Source organism: Ureaplasma urealyticum serovar 8 str. ATCC 27618 (assembly GCF_000169535.1).
GTDB classification, from domain to species: Bacteria; Bacillota_I; Bacilli_A; order Mycoplasmatales; family Mycoplasmoidaceae; genus Ureaplasma; species Ureaplasma urealyticum.
Genome location: NZ_AAYN02000002.1, coordinates 564,600 through 586,848 on the forward strand (window position 1 = coordinate 564,600; position 22,249 = coordinate 586,848).

The following is a 22,249-nucleotide window of genomic DNA, read 5'->3' on the forward strand; positions in this document are numbered from 1 at the left end:
TTAAATTTCTGCTAATCCTATTGGATTTGAAACAACTCCATCAATGTAGGCAATATAAGCATCTTGTTCGCCAGTTTTACCTCAATATTTAATTCCTCAAAATACATATGTACCTGATGTGAATTTATTTTGTTTATTAACACGGAAGTCACTTCAACCATTAAATCCAATTGTGTTATTTCCTTCAGTACTTAATTTACCTTCAGATGAATAATATAATTTATTATCTCTTAGGTTTTTATAAACTACACGAGCATTTAAAACAGGTTCATCTCCTGGGTTAAAAATGTTTTCAAAATAACCACCAAATTTAACATGTCTTTCAGGATAGTTGGTAATTTCAAATTCATTTTTAATTATAGATTTAAAGGTTCCAATAAATCTACTTTGCGTGAATTTATAAACTGCATCAGATTCATATAATTTATTAACATTAGGTTTTGCATTATATTCATAAATAATGTGTTGATTACTATTATTAATATTTTTATTTAAATCATTATTAGGTTTTGAATTAAGCCAAACTTTCATTAATTGATATTCGTTTTCTTCACTTAAATCATTAGTTGAACCAATATAGATTTTCATAATAATTTTTTTAGTTATAGGGTCTTGAGTAATTTCAGGTGAAGCGAAATAATCAAGATTATATTTTATATTTTTAGTTACATTTTTAATATAAACTTTTGGTATTATACTTTGCCCTTGAGCTAAAATAAAGGCTTTGTCTTTGTTTGAAATTTCAAACATTAAGTATTTATATCCTTGGTCATTTTCATAAGTGTAATTTGATAAACTAGTTCGACTAGGTTCTAAAGTGAATGATTTTTGAATTTGTTGTGCTGATTTATCAAACTGCTCTTGAACTGTTGTATTATTTTGATTCAATAGTTCAATTTTATTTAATGTATAAACACGATTAGCAATTAAATTATTAAATTCAATTTCATAATTTTGCCTTCTACCTACTAAACTAATTTCTTTAGTTATCGACTTTTGACCTTGGTCATTATATACATAGCTTAATCGCACTTTTCTATTGTTATAACGACTATCAACATTTTGTAAATTTAAATTAATTTGTTGTGTTGTTTCATTAATATTTGTTGAAGTTAATGAAACAATTGAAGGCGTTACATCTTGTGTTTTAAATTTAGCTTTGTTTGGTTCGATAATATTTATATTAGTATTGTATACTAAATCAAATGTACCATTTGCCATTGGTCTTGAAACCCTAATTGAAGATAGAACATATTCTGTATTTGATTCTAAATTAAATAATTCACCTTTAAGAATTCATTTATAACCTTCACGCACTAAATTAGTTACTTGTGTAAATGATTTAGTATTATCACCAACCTTATTAAATACTAATTCAAATTTAGAATTTGTATTTAACATTGTTCCATTATTGGTTGTTGTAATATTAAATTTATATTTTGCAGAAGTTGTTGTTGGCGTTTCTCAAACACCTTCTTTTGTAGCATTGTAATTACCAGATAACATAAATGTATATCTTTCACTACTTGCAGATGATGAGAAAATTTCATTATTAGCATTTTCGTTTGGACCATAAGCTAATTTGCTTGGTCTATTAACTAGAATAACTTTATCTAAGTAATATTCTCTTAACTCATCTAAATTCGTTAATTTATGTATTAAATTAGCTGAATTATTATTGTTTCAAACTTCACTTACTCTTGCTGTATATTCTTTTGTATGCGATGTATCTCTTGTTGATCTAAAAATCAATCTATATTCTTGATTTTCTTCAAAGAATTTATCTTGTGAATCAATACCAAATTCCACTGTTGCTTCATTAACTTTTGTATCATTTTTAAATGTTTTGCCAGATCGAATTGAAATTCTTGTTTGAGATGGTTTGTAATTAAATTCATTTTGTTTATTCGTATTATCAATAAATGTTTCTCAACTTGAACCATTTTGAATTTCAATACGTTCAAATTTATATCTTCTATTAGGTAACAATCTTCTTAAACTAAATTGATATAGTTTATTAGCATTATTAGTTGTTAACTTAATTGGATCTGATTCTCAATTTGTACGATGACCATTGTTATTATCTATATAAGAATATACAATACGTACATTTTTATTATTGAATTGATTTGCAACTCTTGATAAAGTAACATCAACTTTACCTAATTCCATGTTTGGATTAAATAATGTAATTAATCCTGGATTATTTACATCACCACGAACAATACTTACAATAGTTGGTTTAGCATTTAATGTTTTGAATTTGTATGTTTGAGCACCACCAAATACAACATTGTTTTTATTAGCTGTTAGCATTCATTTTGCTAAAGGTGGTTTGTTAACAAATTTAACGTTTGTTAATTTATATTCAGTTTCTGGTTTTAATCCTGTTAGGATTCAAGTAATTTTTGCGTTGTTTTTATTGTTTACATTAACACCACTTAATTTACCAACAAATTTCTTTGTTTCTTGTGGTGATTTCATTGAAACAAATGTTGCTTCAACTTGTTGATCATTTTCAAATACTTGATCAGTTGAAGTAATATCAACGCTAATATTAGCTCCATTCTCACTAATATTAGTTGCTCAACTTGAGCTATTAATAGTTAGATATGAATTATATGGAGTCACGCCAAATTTATGTGTAATACCAGTTGTTGTTAAATCACTATAATTATTTGAATTGTTTGTATTAGTAATTTGTGCTTTAAAGAATGTGTATTCACGGTTAGTTGTTAAATTGTTTAAATTAAAGCTATAGTCTTTTTTGTTATTAGCAGCTAATGGCACTTCATTTGTTCAAACAATAGTTCCATTATTGTCTTTATAAGCTAATTTAATCTTACGTCCAACATAACTATTGTTTACTCCAGAAACAACCACATTAATTGTTTGGTTTGTTTCTTTAACTTCAGATTTTGTTGAACTAATACTTCTAATAGTTGTAGGACCTGAAATCGTTGTAAATTTATGATTTGAATTAATTTCATTATATACAACGTTATTAGTTAATAAATTCTCATAAGCTTTGGGTGGTTTTTGTTTAAACTCAACCTTAACAACACGATACTCAGTTTGTTCTTCTAATCCACTTGATATATCAATATTTAAATCAGCTTGACTTCCATCAGATTTAACATTTGATAATCGTTTTGTTCATTTAAATGATGGAATAATTTGGGTTTGACCTTGTTTTAGTAAATAAACACTTACTTCTTGATCGTTTGCTAAAACTTTATCAGCTGATTTAATTGTTAACTTAAAGGTTGCATTCGTTGCACCTAAAGTTGTTGGAGCAGAATATTCAATACTTGTTGCTGATGGACTACGTTTAAAGATATTAGTTAAACTATTATTTTTACTTAAATCAACAAAACTATTATCGTTTGATGTACTACTAATTTGAACTTTTTCAAAAGTATAATTTCTATTTCCCACTAAATTATTAATAGTAAAATCATAATTCTTTTTATTTTTAGTTAATGTGATTAAACCTGTTTCGTATTTTTCATTGTTTTGATCACGATAAATTAGTTTTACTTTACGGTTATTATATTCATTATTAACACCAGAGAAAACAGCATGAATTGTTTGATTACTATTACTAATTGTACTTTGATCAACACTTAAACTATTTAATATTGTTGGTCCAGCTTCTGTTGTAAATTTATAATTTGCATTAGTATTAGGAATTGTATTACCAGGTGATAAATTTTCATTCGCTAATCGTGGTTTTGATGTAAACATTACTTTAAGTAGTTTATACTCTGTTTGTTCATTTAATCCACTACTAATATCAACATTAATTGTAGCTTCAGTTTTATTTTGATTTACACTGCTAATTTTTCTTGTTCATTGTAATGGTGTACCATTTGGTTCACTTGTTTTTACAAGATAAACAACCACATCTTGATTAGTTTCAAAAACTTGATCTGCTGATTTTAATTTTAGTGATAAATTAGCGCCATTGTGTGTAATATTTGTTGGATTAGTTCATTCAATACTTGTTGTTGAAGGTACACGTTTAAAGGTGTTATTAACATTTGTTGCTTTTGATAAATCAGTGAAATTAACACTATTCGTACGATCATTAATTTTAACATTTACAAAACGATATGATCGGTTAGCAGGTAAGTTATTTAATACAAAATTATATGTATTAGTATCTTTAACTAATGTTACTGTTCCAGTTTCATAAGTTTGGTTATTATTGTCTTGATATACTAATTTTACTTGACGATCTTTGAATTGATCATTAACCCCTGAGAATGTTGCACTAATTGTTTGTATATCAGTACTAATATTTTGGTTTGTAACACTTAAACTATTTAGCATAGTTGGACCTGCTAAAGTTTTAAATTTATGAGTAGAATTTACATCTTCATAAATTACATTATTTGTTAATAAATTAGTGTGTGCTTTTGGTGGTTTTTGAGTAAATTCAACTTTAACAACTTTATATTCAGTTTGTTCATTTAATCCACTACTAATATCAATACTTAAATCACCTTGACTACCATTATTATTAACGTTTGTTAATGTTCTTGTTCATTTAAAGTTTTGATCAATACTATTACTATTTTTAGGTAATAAATAAACACTTACTTGTTGACCATTTGCTAAAACTTGGTCATCTGATCTAATTGTTAATTTAAATGTTACATTATTTGCACCCAATGCAGATGGTGCACTATATTCTATAGTTGCTTGTGATGGTTGACGTGTAAATGTATTAGTTAATCCACTAGCTTTTTGTAAATCAGATGAATTATTATCATTTGTATTTTTAATTTTTACGCTATCAAAACGATATGAACGATTCGCTGGTAAATTATTTAATGTAAAAGTATAATTTTTATTATTTTTTGTTAATGAAACTCAATTAGTTTCATATGTTGCATCATTATTATCTTTATAAATCAATCTAATTTGACGATTGTTATAACTATCATTAACTCCAGATACCACTGCGTTAATTGTTTGACTATTAGTATTAATATTATCATTTGCTACAGTTAAACTATTTAAAACAGTTGGACCAGGTTGGGTTTTGAAACTTGCACCATACAATGTTGCACTAATGTTTGTGTAAATATTACTTGATTTTGTAACTGAGATCGTTGATAAATTATATGTTGAATCAACATCTAAACCTGTTAATTCACCTTTAATAAATCATTTATTACCTTCTTTTGATAGATTAACAGTTGTGGTTTTTGATGAACCACCATTTTTATTAAATGTAACAGTAGCAGTAGCATCAGTTCCTAATTCACCATCGTTATCATTAGTTGTAACTAGGAATTTAAAGTTTACACTAGTATCAGTTGTTGGTCATTCACCTGATTTTTGAATTGTTGAACTTGATGGTTTAATTTGTACTTCACGACTAACATTATTTTCTTTTGAAATAATATTAGCATCAACAATGTTATTTGAATTTGCATCAGTTAAGTAGTAAACATCCACTAATGTATAAAGTTGGTTTGCTTTTAGATTATTTAAAACAAAGTTAATTGTTGAAACACCATTAGTATTATTTAAAGAAGATCCATTAACAACATCTGTTTCAACTATTTCATTATTTGTTCCTCTAAATTTAGCTTTGAAAAGTAAATTATTGATAATCTTAGGATTTGATTTTAGTTGGAAACTGATTTGAACATTATTTTTTTGATTTGCTTCTTTAACAATTCTTATATTACTTGTTGGACTTGTTAATTTAAAGTCGTTACTAATTGTTAAAGTAGGTGATGAACCATTGTTAATAATATTATTATCTACACTTGTTCCAATGTTTTGGGCTGCAACACTTGGTTTTGTAGCAAAACTAATATTTGAAATATTTGTATTAGTATTAAATTCTAAATTAGTTAATGTTGTTTGTAAGTATTTTTGATTTCCACTAACTACTACATTAGTTGTTACTGATTGATTATTACCATATCTAATTGTTGCTTGATCATTTGCTTTTAAAACATTATCAGGATCGTTTAAAACAATCTTAACTGTTGTTGATTTTAAATTATTAGCAACACGATTGCTTGTTTCTTCAATGCTAACTGCACTAACTGCAGCAGTTCTTGTTGTAATAAAACTATCTTTTAAATTAGTTTGTTTTGGGAAAGTTGTTACACTTGTGTCATCAACTAAATTAACACCAGTTAAAGTATAAGTTCGATTACGTTTTAAACCAGATAATGTAGCACGATAACTAGTTTTATTTTGTTCAATATTAATAGTTGCTGAAATTGTTTCGCTTGAATCACTTGATGAATATACTAGTTTTAATTGTTTACCAACTCATGCTTTTTTTACACCACTTAATACTAAATCAACATCTTGCGAAGTTGTATTGATTGATGGTGTTGATGTAATGCTTGTTAGTTTATGATCACCAATTTTTGTTGTAAATTGATAATTTGAACCATTAATGTTATCAATAATAATGTTATTTTCTTTATTATTAACATTATTTTTAGCTTTAGTAGGTTTATTTTTAAATTGTAATTCAACAAGTTGATAAGTTGTTTCTTCTTTAAAATCATTACTATTACTTAAGTCATGACTTCAAGTTGCTTCTGTTTTATCAGTATTTACATTACTTAAAGGTCGTGTGTATTGTAATCAAGTACTTTGATTATCAATACTTTCTTTTGGTGCAAATCAAGCAATTACTTCTTGATTGTTTTCTAAAATTTTATCATCTGATTTAATTTTGAAATTAAAGTTTACACCACGTGTGCCAACAATTGTTGCACTTGCATCTGTTCATTCAATACTTGTATTTCCTGGGTTAATAGTGAATGTATTAGTTGCATTATTTTCTTTTTGTAAAGAATTAAATTCAGCACCATTAGGAATTGTATTGACTTCGATTTTATCAAAACGATACTCACGGTTTGAAACTAAATTATTTAAAACAAGATCATAATCATTTTTACCTTTAACTAAATCAACTGTACCACTAGTATATACTTGATCATTATTATCTTTATACACTAATCGAATTTGACGATTAGCAAATTTAGAGTTAACACCAGATAAACTAATGCTAATTGTTTTTTGATTATTAGCATTATCTGATTTCTTACTAATTGTTTTTAATACAGGATCACCAACTTGTGTTGTGACACTAATATTTGGTTTATTAGTAATATTTATTCTAAAGTTATCATGAACACTGCTTGGTTTTGATAAAGTAATATCTTCTAATACATATTTCGTATTAGGTGTTAAATTAGTTAATTTACCACTAATTGTTCATTTATCACTTTCTTTTGCTAAATTTGCAGCACTTACAATTGTATTTGATCCATTTTTAAATTTAACAGTCGCAGTAATTCCATTAGACAATGTACCATTATTATCTTCAGTGCTTACACTAAATTTATATGTTGCTTCAGTATCACTTGGTTCACTTCAATTACCTTCTTTAGCAATTGTTGTGTTTCCTGGACTAATAAGAATTGTTCGACTAACACTATCATTTGATTTAACTACTTTATTAGCCTCAACAATAGCATTGTTATTTAAATTGTAGTAAAGATCAGTTAATGTATATAGTTGATTTGCTTTTAAGTTTTTTAAAACAGCATTAATTGTTTTTTGACTACCATTTGTAACCACACTATTACCATTAATTACTTCTGATTCAACAACATCGCCATTTGTAGCTGTGAATTTAGCTTTTAGTTTTAGATTATGAATAATTTCTTCATTTACATCTAATTCAAGTGTTGTTGTCACTGATGCTTTTTCACTAGCATTTTTAGTAATTTGAACATTAGTACTTGGACCACTTAATTTAAAGTTGTTATTGATTGTTAGTGCATTGTTTGTATCAATTGTACTATCATAAATTTTATTAGTATTACTATGACCGATAGCAACTGCAGCTTTAGGTGGTTTTTGACTAAATTTAATTTTATTAATTGTTGTTATTCTATTTAATGCTAAGTCAGTTAATGTTGCGCTAAGTTTCTTTTGACCATTAGCAACACTAATTGTACCTGTTACAGTTTTGTTAGTATTATAAGTAATTGTTACTGTTAATCCATTTGTTAGTACATCATCTTGATCATTTAATGTGAATTCAACATTAGCAGTTCCTAAAGCAGTTGCAGCACGATTTTGTGTTTCAACAATATTTACTACACTAACTTTATTATTTGAACTAATTGTAAATACTTTATTTAATCCATTATTTTGTGGTAAGTTAGATACTGCATTTTGATTATTTGGATTAATTAATTCAATCTTTTGTAATGTATATGTTCGATTGTGTTTTAATCCACTATTAATTACAAAATCATAAGATTTTTTACTCTTAGTTAAAACAACTTCATTTGAACTAACACTAGTACCATCGCTTGATGTATAAGTTAATTTTACTTTTTGATTAACTCATGCATTTCTAATACCACTTAATGTTAAGTTAATGTTTTGTGATAAAGTAGAACCAGGTGTTGTTGTATAAATTAAATCGCTTACTTTATGATCACCAACTGAAGTTGTGAATTGATAACTTGAGTTTTGGTTTTCAAAAATAATATTGTTATTAGTATTAGTTGATTTTAAAGCTTGGTATGCTTTCGTTGGTTTATTAACAAATTCAACTTTAACTAGTTTATAAGTTGTTTCTTCATCAAAATAATTACCACTTCTTAAATCAAGCGATGCAGTCGCTTCAGTTTTATCATTATTAGTTTGAGAAAGTTTAGCAGTTGAGAACATTTTTCAACTATTTTGATCACTAACACTATTAGCAGGTGCTAATCAGAATCGAATTGTTTGATTATTTTCTAATACTTTATCAGGTGATTTAACTTTGAAACTAATTTTTACTCCAGTCGGACTAATTTCAGTAGCACTTGTTTGTGCATTTCATTCAATACTTGAATTACCAGGTTGGGTAGCAAAATTATCAACTACATTATTTTTAATATTTGTGTATTCAACTTCATTAAGTCCATTTTGAACATCAACTTTAGTTAATGAATATTGTCGATTTAATACTAGATTATTTAATGTTAGTGAATAGCTTGTTCTATTTTTCTCTAAAGTTAATTCGCCATGAATATCTTCACCAGAATTACTTCTATAAGTTAATTTTAGTTTACGTCCTGCATATTTTGAATTAACACCACTTACATTAACAGTTACAGTTTGTGTATTAGTGTTAATTGAATCAGCAGTTTGTACAGAAACTAATGTTGTTGCATCAACTTCTGTTGTAAATGTAATATTTTGTTTATTACTATAAACAATTTTTAAATCACTATGTACTTTTGTAGGTTTGCTTAAACTAATGCTTTCTAGTGTGTATTGACTATTTGGACTTAATCCACTTAAATTACCTTTAATTAAGTATTGACTACCTTGTTTGATGATATTAACTTTAGTTTGTTTTGTTTGATTATCTTTTTTAAATACAACTGTTGCTTCTAAATTATCTAAAACATCATTACCATCTAAACTAGTTACTGTAAATTCAAAACTAGCACTATTTTCACTAACTGTTCAATTGCCATGTTTACTAATTGTTGTATCTTTTGGTTTAGTAATAATATTTTTAACAACATTATTATCTTGTGTTAATTTATTGCTTTCTTGTGGAGTAGCATTTGTATTGTTATCACTATAATAGTAAATTCCATTAAATATATATTGTTGATTTGATAAAAGATTTTTTAAACTAAATTCAACAATTTGATCGCTTCCACTCATCTTAATCTTAGTATCATCTAAAACATCACTATAAACAGTATCACCTTTTGTATTTGTGAATTTTAGTTTAAACTTCAAGTTTTTACTAATGTGTTTGTTGATTTTAACTTTAATTGATTGACTAGTTTGATTTGGTGTGTGTTCAATAGTTTGTGAATCGTTTTGAATTACAACTTTAAAGTCATTATTAATAATTAATTTATTATTTTGTGGTGTGCTATTTGTTAATTCATAAATAACATTATTGTTTGCACCAATATTAGTTCCTGCTTTTTGTGGTTTAGTTTTAAATTCAATTTTATTAATCTCAAGATTTTCATTAAATACTAAACCACTAATTGTTGCTTGTAAGTATTTTTTGCCTTTTTCGCTAACAACAGTTCCAACAACTTCTTGATTGTTTTTGTATGTAATTGTTGCAGTTTCATTATCTGTTAGTACATCTTCTGGATCACTTAATTCAAAACGCATAGTTGCTTGTTTTAAATTATTAGTATTTCGATTAGTTGATTCACTAACACTAACAACACTTACATATTGTTTACTATTAGTAATAAAACTATCACTTACACTATTATCTTTAGCAAATGTTGTTTTATTATTACCATCTACTAATTCAACTTTATTAAATGTATAAGCACGGTTTGGTTTTAAACCATTTAAATTAATAGTATAGGTTTTATTAGTTTTTGATAATGTAGCTTCACCAACAATATCTTGACCATCAGATGATTTATATGTTACTTTAAGTTTTTTATTAACTCAACCATCATTTACACCATCTAAATTAACTGTTATATTATGTGAAGTACCATTAGTTGTTGCATCTGATGTAATACTTGTAACTTTAAAATCACCAGGACTAGTTTTAATACTAATTGGTTGTGTTGGTTGTACTAGTTTTAGGTTGGTATGTGTTTTTGTTGGTTTATTTAATAATTCTATACTTTGGAAAGTATAAGTAATTTCAGGACTTAAATTACTTAATGTTCCTTTTATGAATCAATTGTTTCCTTCTTTAACTAAATTTACTGTTTGTTCTTTATTAGTATTATCAGAACCTTTAAATTTAACTTTAGCTTGAAGACTATTTTCTAAAACATCGCCATCTTGGGTTTCAATTTTAAATTTGAAATCAAAACTATTTGGTCCAACATTGTTTGAATCATTAGTTTTAGTGATTGTACTATTACCAGGGGCAACAATAATTTCTTTAACCACATTATTAGCTTTAGTTAATTTATGATTTGAATTAATAGTATTGTTGTTTTGATCAACTAAATAATATAGTTCATCAAAACTATATTTACGGTTAGCATCTAAGCTACTTAAATTAAATTCAATAACTTTTTTATTACCTACTGTTTTAATTGCAGAACTTGCAATTGATACACTATCTTTGTTTTGTTGATTATTATCTTTAAAACGAGCAATAAATCTTAAGTTAGGAACAATTTTTTCATTAACATCTAAATCTAAACTAATGCTTACATTATTTTTGTTGTCATAAGCAACATTCATTGTTTTAGATGCTTCATTACTTAATGGTCCACTAACTTTAAAGTTATTTTTAATTACTAATTGTTGACTATTATTAGTTGTTGAATCAAAGATTTTATTTAAATTATTTAATCCAACATTAGCATGAGCTTTAGTTGGTTTAGTATTAAATGTAATTGTTTTAATAACTGCATCTTGATTTAGTACTAATTCAGATAATGTTGCTTGTAAATACTTATTATTACCTTCAACAACAATTTTACCAGTTGCATTTTTATTGTCATCATAAACAATTGTTGCTTGATCATCAACTACTAATACATCATCAACATCAGTTAAAGCAATTTTAACTTGTGCACTTGTTAGTACATTAGCATTTCGATTTTGTGTTTCAACAATGCTTGTTGCACTAATTGCTTGTGATGGATTAACACTAAATTTATTTGTTAAAGCATCATTTTTTGGGAAATCAACTTTAGTGTTGTTTGGTCCAATTAATTTAATTGAAGTTAGTGTATATTCACGATTGTGTTTTAATCCATTTAAACTAAAGTTAAATGTTGATGTTGTATTATTATCGTTACTACTATTGTAATTTGTTGGTTTTGTAATTGTAACTTCATTACTATTAACAACATGTCCATCATTTGAAGTATATACTAATTGAACTTTTTTATTAACTCAATCGTTTTTAATACCACTAACAGTCATTGTTATATTTTGTGTTGTTGTATTAATACTACTATTTGATGTTATGTTATTAGCTTTATGATCACGAACTTTAGTTGTAAATTTATAAGGTTTTTCTTGACCTTGTCTTCATTCATACACTACTTTATTAGCATTTGCTGGTACATTACCATATGGTAAATTGCCTTTATCACTATTGTGGAATTCTACTTTATAAATATAGTATTCAGTTTCTTCTTTAAAACTATTTAAATTTACTAAATCAGCAAGTGAGGCTTCACTTCCATCACCATTAGTATTAGCTAATTTTCTTGTTCACTTAATTGTATCTACTCTAGAATCATTATCTGATCTAAATCAAACAGTTACTTCTTTATTATCAACTAATGATTTATCTTCTGATTTAATCTTAATGCTTAATGAATTTAAACCTTGATATGTGATTTGGTCACTAGTTGGCTGTGTAAATTCAAAACTTGTTTTTCCTGGGTTAACAGTGAATGAGTTTGCTAAATTAGCTTTTGTATTTAAATCAACATAATCTGTTCCATTAACTGTTGTTTGAATTTTTGCTTTAACAAAACTATAAACACGATTTGGAACACTAATTGGTAAACTAACACTATAAGTTGTTTGATCTTTTTGTAATGTAATCGCATTTGATTCAACTTGAACCATGCTACCACGATAATTGTATTGATAAACTAATTTAACAAGACGGTTAGCATAACTATCATTAACTCCTGAGAATGTTGCACTAATTGTTTGATTATTAGCATTATTTGATACTCAAGTTAATGGTGATGTTGCACTTAATTCATTTAAAACAGTATCTGCAACTTGGGTTCTAATATCAATGCTTGGTAGTGTACTAATTAATAAATTAGTATGTGTTTTTGATGGTTTTGAAATACTAATTGATTTTAGTGTATATGTTGTTTGTGGTTTTAAATTACTTAAATCAGTTTCAATAATTCAATCATTACCCACTTGTTTTAAATTAGTTGTTAATGTTTTTGTATCTTTTGGATTACCAGTTGTTGATTCATAAACTACTGTTGCTACTATATTAGTATCTAAAACATTGCCATCAGCAGATGTTAATTTAAAACTAATTTTTGTAGATTTATTTGCAAGTGGTGTTTGTGATAAATCACCATATTTTTCTATTGTACTATTACCAGGTGCGACAATAATTTCTGATTTCACATTAGATTTTAATGTAACGATATTACTTTCATTTACATTTGTATCTCTTGATGTTAGATAATAAACGGCTTTTAGTTTATATTTACGGTTAGTTTGTAAATTACCTAAATTAAAACTAATTTTATTATTAGCAATATCGTCCGCACTTAAAACATTACTATAAACTGCTTCAGATGCATCATAAATACTTTCATTACCTTGATCATTAATTGGTACATATTTAGCTTTAAAGAATAAATCTTTACTAATATGTGTATTAATGTTTGAATTAAGATTTAAACTAATAGCATTAGTATTTTTAGCATTTGTTGCGCTTACATTTTTTACACTTTCAGCATTATTTGATGCTAATGGTCCATTAATTTCAAAATTATTATTAATTACTAAAGGAGTTGCACTACTATTAGTGTTTTGGTAAATAATATTATTTGATTTACTAATTCCAATATTTTCACCAGCATAAGATGGTTTTTGTTTAAATGTAATTGTTTTAATTGTTGTATTAGTATTTAGTACTAAACCTGTTAGTGTTGCTTGTAAATATTTATTACCATTGTCAACAATTACAGTTCCATCAACAGTTTGATTATTATCATAAGTAATTGTTACTTGTTCATTTCCTACTAAAACATTATCAGGATCAACTAAAGTAATTTTAACTTGTGCACTTGTTAATGCACTTGCTAAACGATCGTTTGTTTCAATAATACTTGTAGCAGATACTGCATTAGTTCTTTCAATAATAAAACTATTAGTTAAATTATTGTTTTTTGGGAAATCAGTTATGGTTTGATTATTAACTAATTTAATACCATTTAATGTATATAAACGATTTGGTTTTAAATTATTTAATTGAAGTGTATAACTTGTCTTATCTTTTTGTAAACTAAGAGGTTGACTTTCAACACTTGAACCATCAGAACTTGAATAAATAACTTTAATTTGTTTACCAACTCATTCATTTTTAACACCAGATAGTGTTAAAGTAATGTTTTGTTTTGTATTTTGATTATTAACTTTAGCATTACTAATTGCAGTTACTTTATGATCACCAGCAATTGTTGTAAATGAATAATCATCACCATTACGTTTAGTATATATAATTCCTGTGGTATTTAAATTTTTGTGAGTTTTTGCTGGTTTTGTTTTGAATTTAACTTCAAATAATTGGTATTTTGTTTCTTCATCAAAATGATTTTCATTACTTAAATTATAAGTAACTGTACCTTCAGTTCCATTAACATTAACTGATGATAATGATCTTGTAAATTCTAATTGACCAGTGCCATCAGCTTTTTTAAATACAGCAACAACTTCTTGATCATTTGCTAACGCTTGATCGTTTGTTTTAATTTTAAAACTAATGTTAGCACCCTTAGCTTTGATATTTGTCACAGCATTTGATTTATTTCATTCAATGCTTGAAACACTAGGTTCATAAACAAAACTATCATTTAAACCAGGATTATGTGTTAGTTTTTCATAATTATTATTTCCAACAGCTGTTTCAACTTCAATTCGTTCAAAAACATAATTACGGTTTGGAATTAAACCAGTAGTAATTGATAATGTATAATCGTTTGTTGTATTTGATAATGGTGTAGTACTTGAATTAATTAAACTACTTCCATATTTATAAACAACACGGATTTTACGATTATTAAATTTATCATTAACTCCAGAAACCGTTACATTAATTGTTTGAGATGGATTACTAATTGAATCAGTCGAATTTATACTTGTTAAAACAGTATCAGCTGGTTGAGTAGTTAAACTAATAAAATTTTTGCCACTAATATTTACATTTAAGTCAGTTTGCGTATTTGCTGGTTTAGTTAAAGTAATATTTTTTAGTGTATATGTAGTATCTGGTTCTAAACCTTCAATACTTCCTTTAATTAATCAATTGCCACCTTCATTTACTAAATTAACAGTTTTTGTTTTAATATTTTTATTAGTTGCTTCAAAACTAACTGTTGCACTAATTGTATTGGCTAGTGCACCAGTATCTTGGCTTTCAACTTTAAATTTAAAGTTTGCTGAATTAACTCCTGCTTTTGATCAATTTCCATGTTTACTAATTGTTGTTGCACCACGTTTAACATGAATTTTTTTAACTACATTATTGTTTTTTTCAAGTTTTTGTTGTTCATTAACATTATCATTATTTGCTTGTTTATCCAAATAATATATTTCATTAAATGTGTATAATTGATTTGAATCAGGATTTGATAGTACAAATGTTAATGTATGATTATCACTTGTTCCTTTTACAATAGCACTATCTTGAACAACTTCACTATATTTAACATCATTTTTATTATTAGTAAATTTCAATTTGAATTTTAAATTTTTACTAATGTGTTTATTAATTTTTAATTCAATTGTTGAATTTACACTTGCTTTATTTGTGTATTCTACATCTTGAATTTGATTATTTGTAGGTCCAACAACTTTAAAATCATTGTTGATTGATAATGTTTGATTATTATTAGCGTTAGTATTATCATAAACTACACCAACATTATTAATTGCTTTAGTTGGTTTTTGTTTGAATTCAATTTTTTTAATAATTGTATCTTTATTAAATACAAGATTAGACAATATTGCTTGTAGATATTTTTTGTTATTAGAACTATCAATTACAACTTGAGCATTTACTTCTAAACTATTAGTTCCATCACTACTATATGTAATAGTTGCTTGATCATTAGCACTTAAAATATCATCAGTATCAGTTAATTCAAACTTCACTGTTGCTTCTTTTAATTTATTAAATGCACGATCAGTTGATTCACTAACACTAATAACACTAATTGGATTTGCGCTAGCAGTTACTGTAAATGTATCATTTACATTTGATTGTTTGTCAAAACTAATGTCTTGTGCATTAACATCTTTAATTTTTATTTCATTTAAAGTATATGTTCGATTACGTTTTAAATTATTAATTGTAAAATTATAAGTTTGTTTACCCTTTTCTAAACTAATTTCATCAGTTGTAATACTATGACCATCATTTGAAGTATAAGTTAAATAAGCTTTTTTATTAATTCAAGCATTTTGAATACCAGTAATAGTCATTGTAATAGTTTGATTTGTTGTATTAATACTATCATTTGAACTAATGTTTGTTACTTGATGAGCAAAAGGTGTTGTTGTGAAAGTATGTGTTGAATTAGCATTATCAAAAACAACATTGTTTTGATCATTTAAAGCTTTGTATGCTTTAGTTGGTTTTTGTTCGAATTCAACTTTAATTAGTTTATATTGTGTTTCTTCAGTTAATCCACTTAGACTAAATTCTAATTGACCTTCATTAAATGAACTATTTACACTACTTAAGTTTGCTTCAACAATTTTTTGATCATTTGCATTATTAACTGCAACAAAAGTCGCTTTAACAACTTGGTTATTTTCTAATACTTGATCATTTGTTTTGATTTTAAAACTTACTTTAGCAATATTAGCTGTGATTTCTTTAGCTGCATTAGTACCATATTCAATACTTGTTGTTGATGGATTATAAACAAATGAATTGCTTACATTACTTTCTTTTTGTAATTCAATATAAGTACCACTATTAGCTGTATTTTCAATCTTAATGTTTTTGAAAGTATATTGACGGTTTGGTAATAAATTACTTAGTATTAAACTATATGTTTTTTGATTTAATGTCAATGCGATTGGTTGACTTTCGATTTCAACATTATCGTTTCCATAAGTATAAACAACTTTAATTTTTTTATTAGCATAATCACTATTTACACCAGATAATGTAATATTAACGCTTTGTGTTTGATTTTGATTATTATCATTTCACGTTAAATCATTTGCACTAACTTGTGTTAATACAGTATTTGATTGTGCAGTTGTAATATTGATTTGATTTTTATTAGTAATTTCAATTTTTAAACCACTATTTGTTTTTGAAGGTTTGCTAATTGTAATTGAATCAAGTGAATATTTTGTTTCTGGATTAAGATTATCTACATTACCTTCAATAATTCATTTGTTTGAACTTGCATCTTTTTTTAATTTTACAGTTTTTTGTTTTAAATGATTTTGAGAATCTTTAAAAGTAACTGTTGCATCTAAACTATTATCAAAAACATCGCCATCATTTGTAGTTACACTAAATTTAAAGTGAGCACTATTGTGTTTTGGTGGATTTCAACTATTTTCTTTTGTAACAATTGTTTTATCAACTTTAATTTCAACAAAACGATTTGCATTTAATTTTAAGAATTTAGTTGTTAAACTACTATTGTTTGTTGGACTAGTTGGACTATAGTATAGTTCTTTAAATGTGTATAAACGATTTGATTCTAAATTATTAGACAAACTAAAAGTGATTATTTTTTTATCACCACTTGTTGTAATTGCAGTTGAGCTAACTGGTGTACTTCACACTTCATCGTTGTTGTTATCAACAAACTTAGCAACAAAATGTAAGTTTTTTGCAAGATGATCATTTACTTTTAATTCTAATGTTGTAGAAACATTATTTTTTTGAGTTGGTTCAAATGTTTGTTTTTGATTTAAACTTGGACCACTAACTATTAAATCATTGTTAATTCTTAAACTAGAATCATTATAAATTACATTTGAATTGTTTAAACCAATATATGAACCAGATTTGCTTGGTTGTATTTTAAACTCAATTTTATTAATATATGTTTCGTAATTTACTACTAAATTATTTAAAGTTGCTTCAAGATATTTTTTACCATTAACTGTTTTTACAATACCATTTGTAGTTCGATTATTATCATATGTAATTTCAGCTTGTTCACCATTAGTTAAAACATCATCATTATCATTTAATTCAAATTGAACTTTTGCAGTAGTTAAATTATTTGCTTCACGATCAGCTATTTCACTAACATTAACAACACCAACATGGTTTTGTCCTAAAACAGTAAATGAATCACTAATACTTGCATCTTTAGTAAATGCTTCAACAGTATTTTCATTAACAAGTTCAATTTTTTCTAATGTATAAGTTCGATTAGGTTGTAAATTAGTTAATGATACTTCATAACTTAATTTATTTGCTTCTAAAGTTACTAATCCACTTGCAACTTCATTATTACTTGTTTTATAAGTTAATTTTAGTTTTTGATTAATTCAATCTTTTCTTAGACCATCAATTGTTACATCAACTATTTGTGTTGTATTACTAATTGAAGGTGATTTTGCTTTAATTTTTGTTGCTTTATAATCACCAGGGGCAGTAGTGTATGTAATTTGGTCTTGATTTGTAATTTTAACATTTAAATCTAAAGCAGCTTTGTCTGGTTTAGTTATTGTTAATGATTTTAGTTTATAAGTTGTTTCAGGTACTAAATGATCAATACTTTCTTTAATAATTCATTCATTATTTATTTGACTTATATTTGTTGTTAATGAATGCTCTTGTTGTTTATCATCTACTAAAACTACTGTAACAGGTGTACTTTGATCTAAGACACCTAAATCCTGTGTATCAACTTTAAATTTAAAGAATACTTTAGTTGATGTATTTGTTAAACCAGGCTCTTGTTTTATAATTGTAGTAGCCCCAGGTTTAACAAGAATAGTACGATTTACATCATTATCATTAATAACTTTATTTTTATCAATTGGATTAGCACTTATATTATTATCAACATAATAATATAAACCAGCAAAAGTATATAGTTGGTTTGATGATAAGTTTGATAAATTAAAAGTTAGTGTATATTTATTAGTTCCAGTTGCTGATTTTGTGATTTGATCATCACTAACAACTTTACTATAAATAGTATCACCTTTAGTATTAGTGAATTTTAATTTGAATTTTAGATTTTTACTAATATGTTTGTTTAATGTCAATTCAATTGTTGAACTAACATTATCTTTTTCATTGTAATTTATTTCTTTTTTAGCATCTAAATCATTAGCGTTTGGTCCGCTAACTTTAAATTCATTACTAATTGATAATGCTTGTGCATTTGAAGTTGTATTATCATAAATTTTATTAGCATTACCAATATTAAAAGCAGCACGAGCTGGTTTTTGAGCAAAAGTAATTGTTTTAATTGAAGCAGTTTTATTTAATTCTAAATTTGTTAATGTTGCTTTTAAATATTTTTTATTTGAGTTAGTATCTTTTCTAATAGTACCAGTTGTAATTAAATTATTATTATCTTTTGTTGTATATGTAATACTTGCTTGTTCATTATCACTTAATACATCATCAGCATCATTTAATTCAAAACGCACTTTTGCAGTTGTTAAAACATTAGCTTGTCGATCTTCATATTCTTCAATGCCACTAACACTAACAGTATTAGTTGTATTAATATTAAATGATGAGTTATTTAAATTATTGTTTTTTGGTAATTCAACTTTATCTTGACCATTTATTAATTCAATCTTTTCTAATGTATATGAACGATTGAATTTTAAACCATTAGAAATTATTAAATCATAACTTAGTTTATTTTTTTCTAAATTTTGTGGAGTTGTTGTGACTTTTGAACCATCACTTGAGACATAAGTTAATTGAATTTGTTTATTAACTCATTCATTTTTAATACCACTTAGTGTTACATTAATGTTTTGTGTTTTTGTAGGTGTTGGTTGAGTAGTGTATGTAATATTATTAACTTTATGATCTGCAACTTTTGTTGTAAATTCATGTTTTTGCATACCAGTTTTGTATTCGTAAATAATATTATTAGCACTATCATTAACATTAGTGTGTGCTTTTCGTGGTTTTGATACTAATTCTACTTTTCAAATGTAATATGTTGTTTCATCTTTTAAATTATCAAAAACAGGATTACTAATTGAAGATTCATTACCATTATTAACTACATTAACAATATCTCTTGTTCAAACAAGTTGTCTTTGATTATCAGTATCAGATTTGAAATAAATTCTAATATCTTGATCATTTTCTAAAGCACGATCAGTTGTTTTTATTTTTAATTTAGGTAAACTAACTTGATTTGTTTGGATTTCACTATCAGTTGGATTAGTGTATTCAAAAGTTGTTGATCCAGGTTGAGTTATGAAATTATTGCTTACACTAGTTGTAAGAATACTAAAAGTATTTGAACCAACACTTGATTCAATCTCAACTTTATGAAGTCTATAATTTCTATTTGTAATTAAATTATTGAAACTAAAACTATAATTTACTTGATCTTTAGCTAAAGTTTGTTCAGCACTAATTGATTCATTACCATTATTATTACTTACATAAGTTAATTTAATCTTACGACCAGTGTATTTTGAGTTAACACCACTTACAACAGCATTTATAGTTTGAGTTTGTGTACTAATTGGTGATGTAGCATTTAATGATACTAATGTTGTTGGTCCAACTTCAGTTTTAATAGTAATTAATGGATTATTATAATCATTTAATAGCAATGAACAATAAGTTTTAGGTGGTTTTGTTAAAGTAATGCTATCTAATGTATAAGTTGTATTAGGATTTAAATTATTTAAATTACCTTTAATAATGTATTTGTTTTGTTCTTTAGTTACAATTGCTGAAACTGGTAATAATTTTTGATTACCATTTTTAAATGTTACTATTGCACTTAAATTCTCTAATACATCATTACCATCTAAACTATTGATTTCAAATTTAAAGCTTGCAGAATCATCACTTACTATTCATCCATCACTTGCTTTAGTAATTGTTGTAGTATCTGGCGCAATTTCAATTACACGTTTAATATCATTAGCTTTTTCTACTTTTTTATTTTCATCAATATTATCATTTGCACTACTATCTAAATAGTATAAATCAACAAAAGTATATGATCGATTTGAATTTAAGTTAGTTAATTTGAAATTAATTAAATCTTGACCATTGTTATTAGTAATTAAATTAGAAGGTAAAATAGAACTATATACTATATTGCCATTATTATCTTGAAATTTAAGTTTAAAACGTAAATTTTTACTAATATGAGGATTAACTTTAAATTCTAATGTTGATGAAACAATATATTTATTGTTAGCCACCATATTTTGTGTGGTATTAGAATTTGATGATAATGGTCCAATAACTTTAAAATCATTATTAATTTCAAATACTTTAGCATTTTGAGTTGTTTTATCATAAACAATATTTGAATTATTAGCACCAACTTTAGTATGTGTTTGAGCAGTTGTTTTAAATTCAATTTGATTAATTACTGCATTTTGATTAAAATCTAAACCACTTAATGTAGCTTGTAAGTATTTTTTATTACCTTCAACTACAACTGTTCCTGTTGCTTTTACATTACTATTATATGTAATTTCAGCAATATCATTTGTTTTTAGAATATTATCAATATCTTCTAGTTCAAAACGAACATGAGCTTTTTGTAATTCGTTTGCAACACGATCTTGGTATTCTTCAATATTTTTAACACTAATTGGATTTTGTAAGTTTACATCAAAACTATTGGTTACACCACTATCTTTTGTAAACTCAACACTTTGATTTTGGTTAACATTTAAAACATTAACTTGTTTTAAACTATAACGACGTCCTGGTTTTAAATTAGATAAAGTGAATTTATATTCTTTTTTTGTGTCACTTAAAATAACATCTTGATTGTTGTTATTAACAAGATGTACGCTTGTTTTAATATCTTCTTCACCACTTACATTTGAACTATAAACTAATTCAACTTTTTTATTTCTTCAATCACGCTCAATACTATTTATTGTCATTGTGATTTCGTGTGAACTAGTATTTGTAATTGGATCAGATGTTACACTAATTACTTTATTATTAGCTTTGTTTGTTTTAAATGTGTGTGTTGAAGATGGATCTTCATAAACAATATTTCCGCTATTTAAATCTTCATAAGCTTTGCTTGGTTTTTGTACAAATTCAACTTTTGTTAATTTATAAGTTGTTTCAGCATTTAAACCAGTTAAATTAGTTGTTAATGTAACTTCATTATTATTTGTAACATTGCTTAAATTAATTTCTTGAGTAATTACTTGACCTTCATCAGGTGTTAGAGTAATCTTAACTTTTTGATTATCTTCAAACACTTGATCATGTGATGTAACTTTAAAAGTTAATGTAACACTATTATCAGTTTGATTTGTTGCAAAATTATTATTATCAACAACAATA

General features: G+C 25.7%; 1 protein-coding gene (running past one end of the window). It reads right to left on the reverse strand.

Annotated features, from left to right (window positions below; translation table 4 throughout):
• A protein-coding gene (locus tag UUR8_RS02550; protein WP_004026037.1) for a DUF1410 domain-containing protein crosses the window boundary here: on the reverse strand, positions 1-22,249 show its 3' portion. The gene runs 7,061 nt beyond the window's last position; only the last 22,249 of its 29,310 coding nucleotides appear in the window; its start codon lies off the right edge, out of view — the gene reads right to left on this strand; it ends in the stop codon at positions 1-3.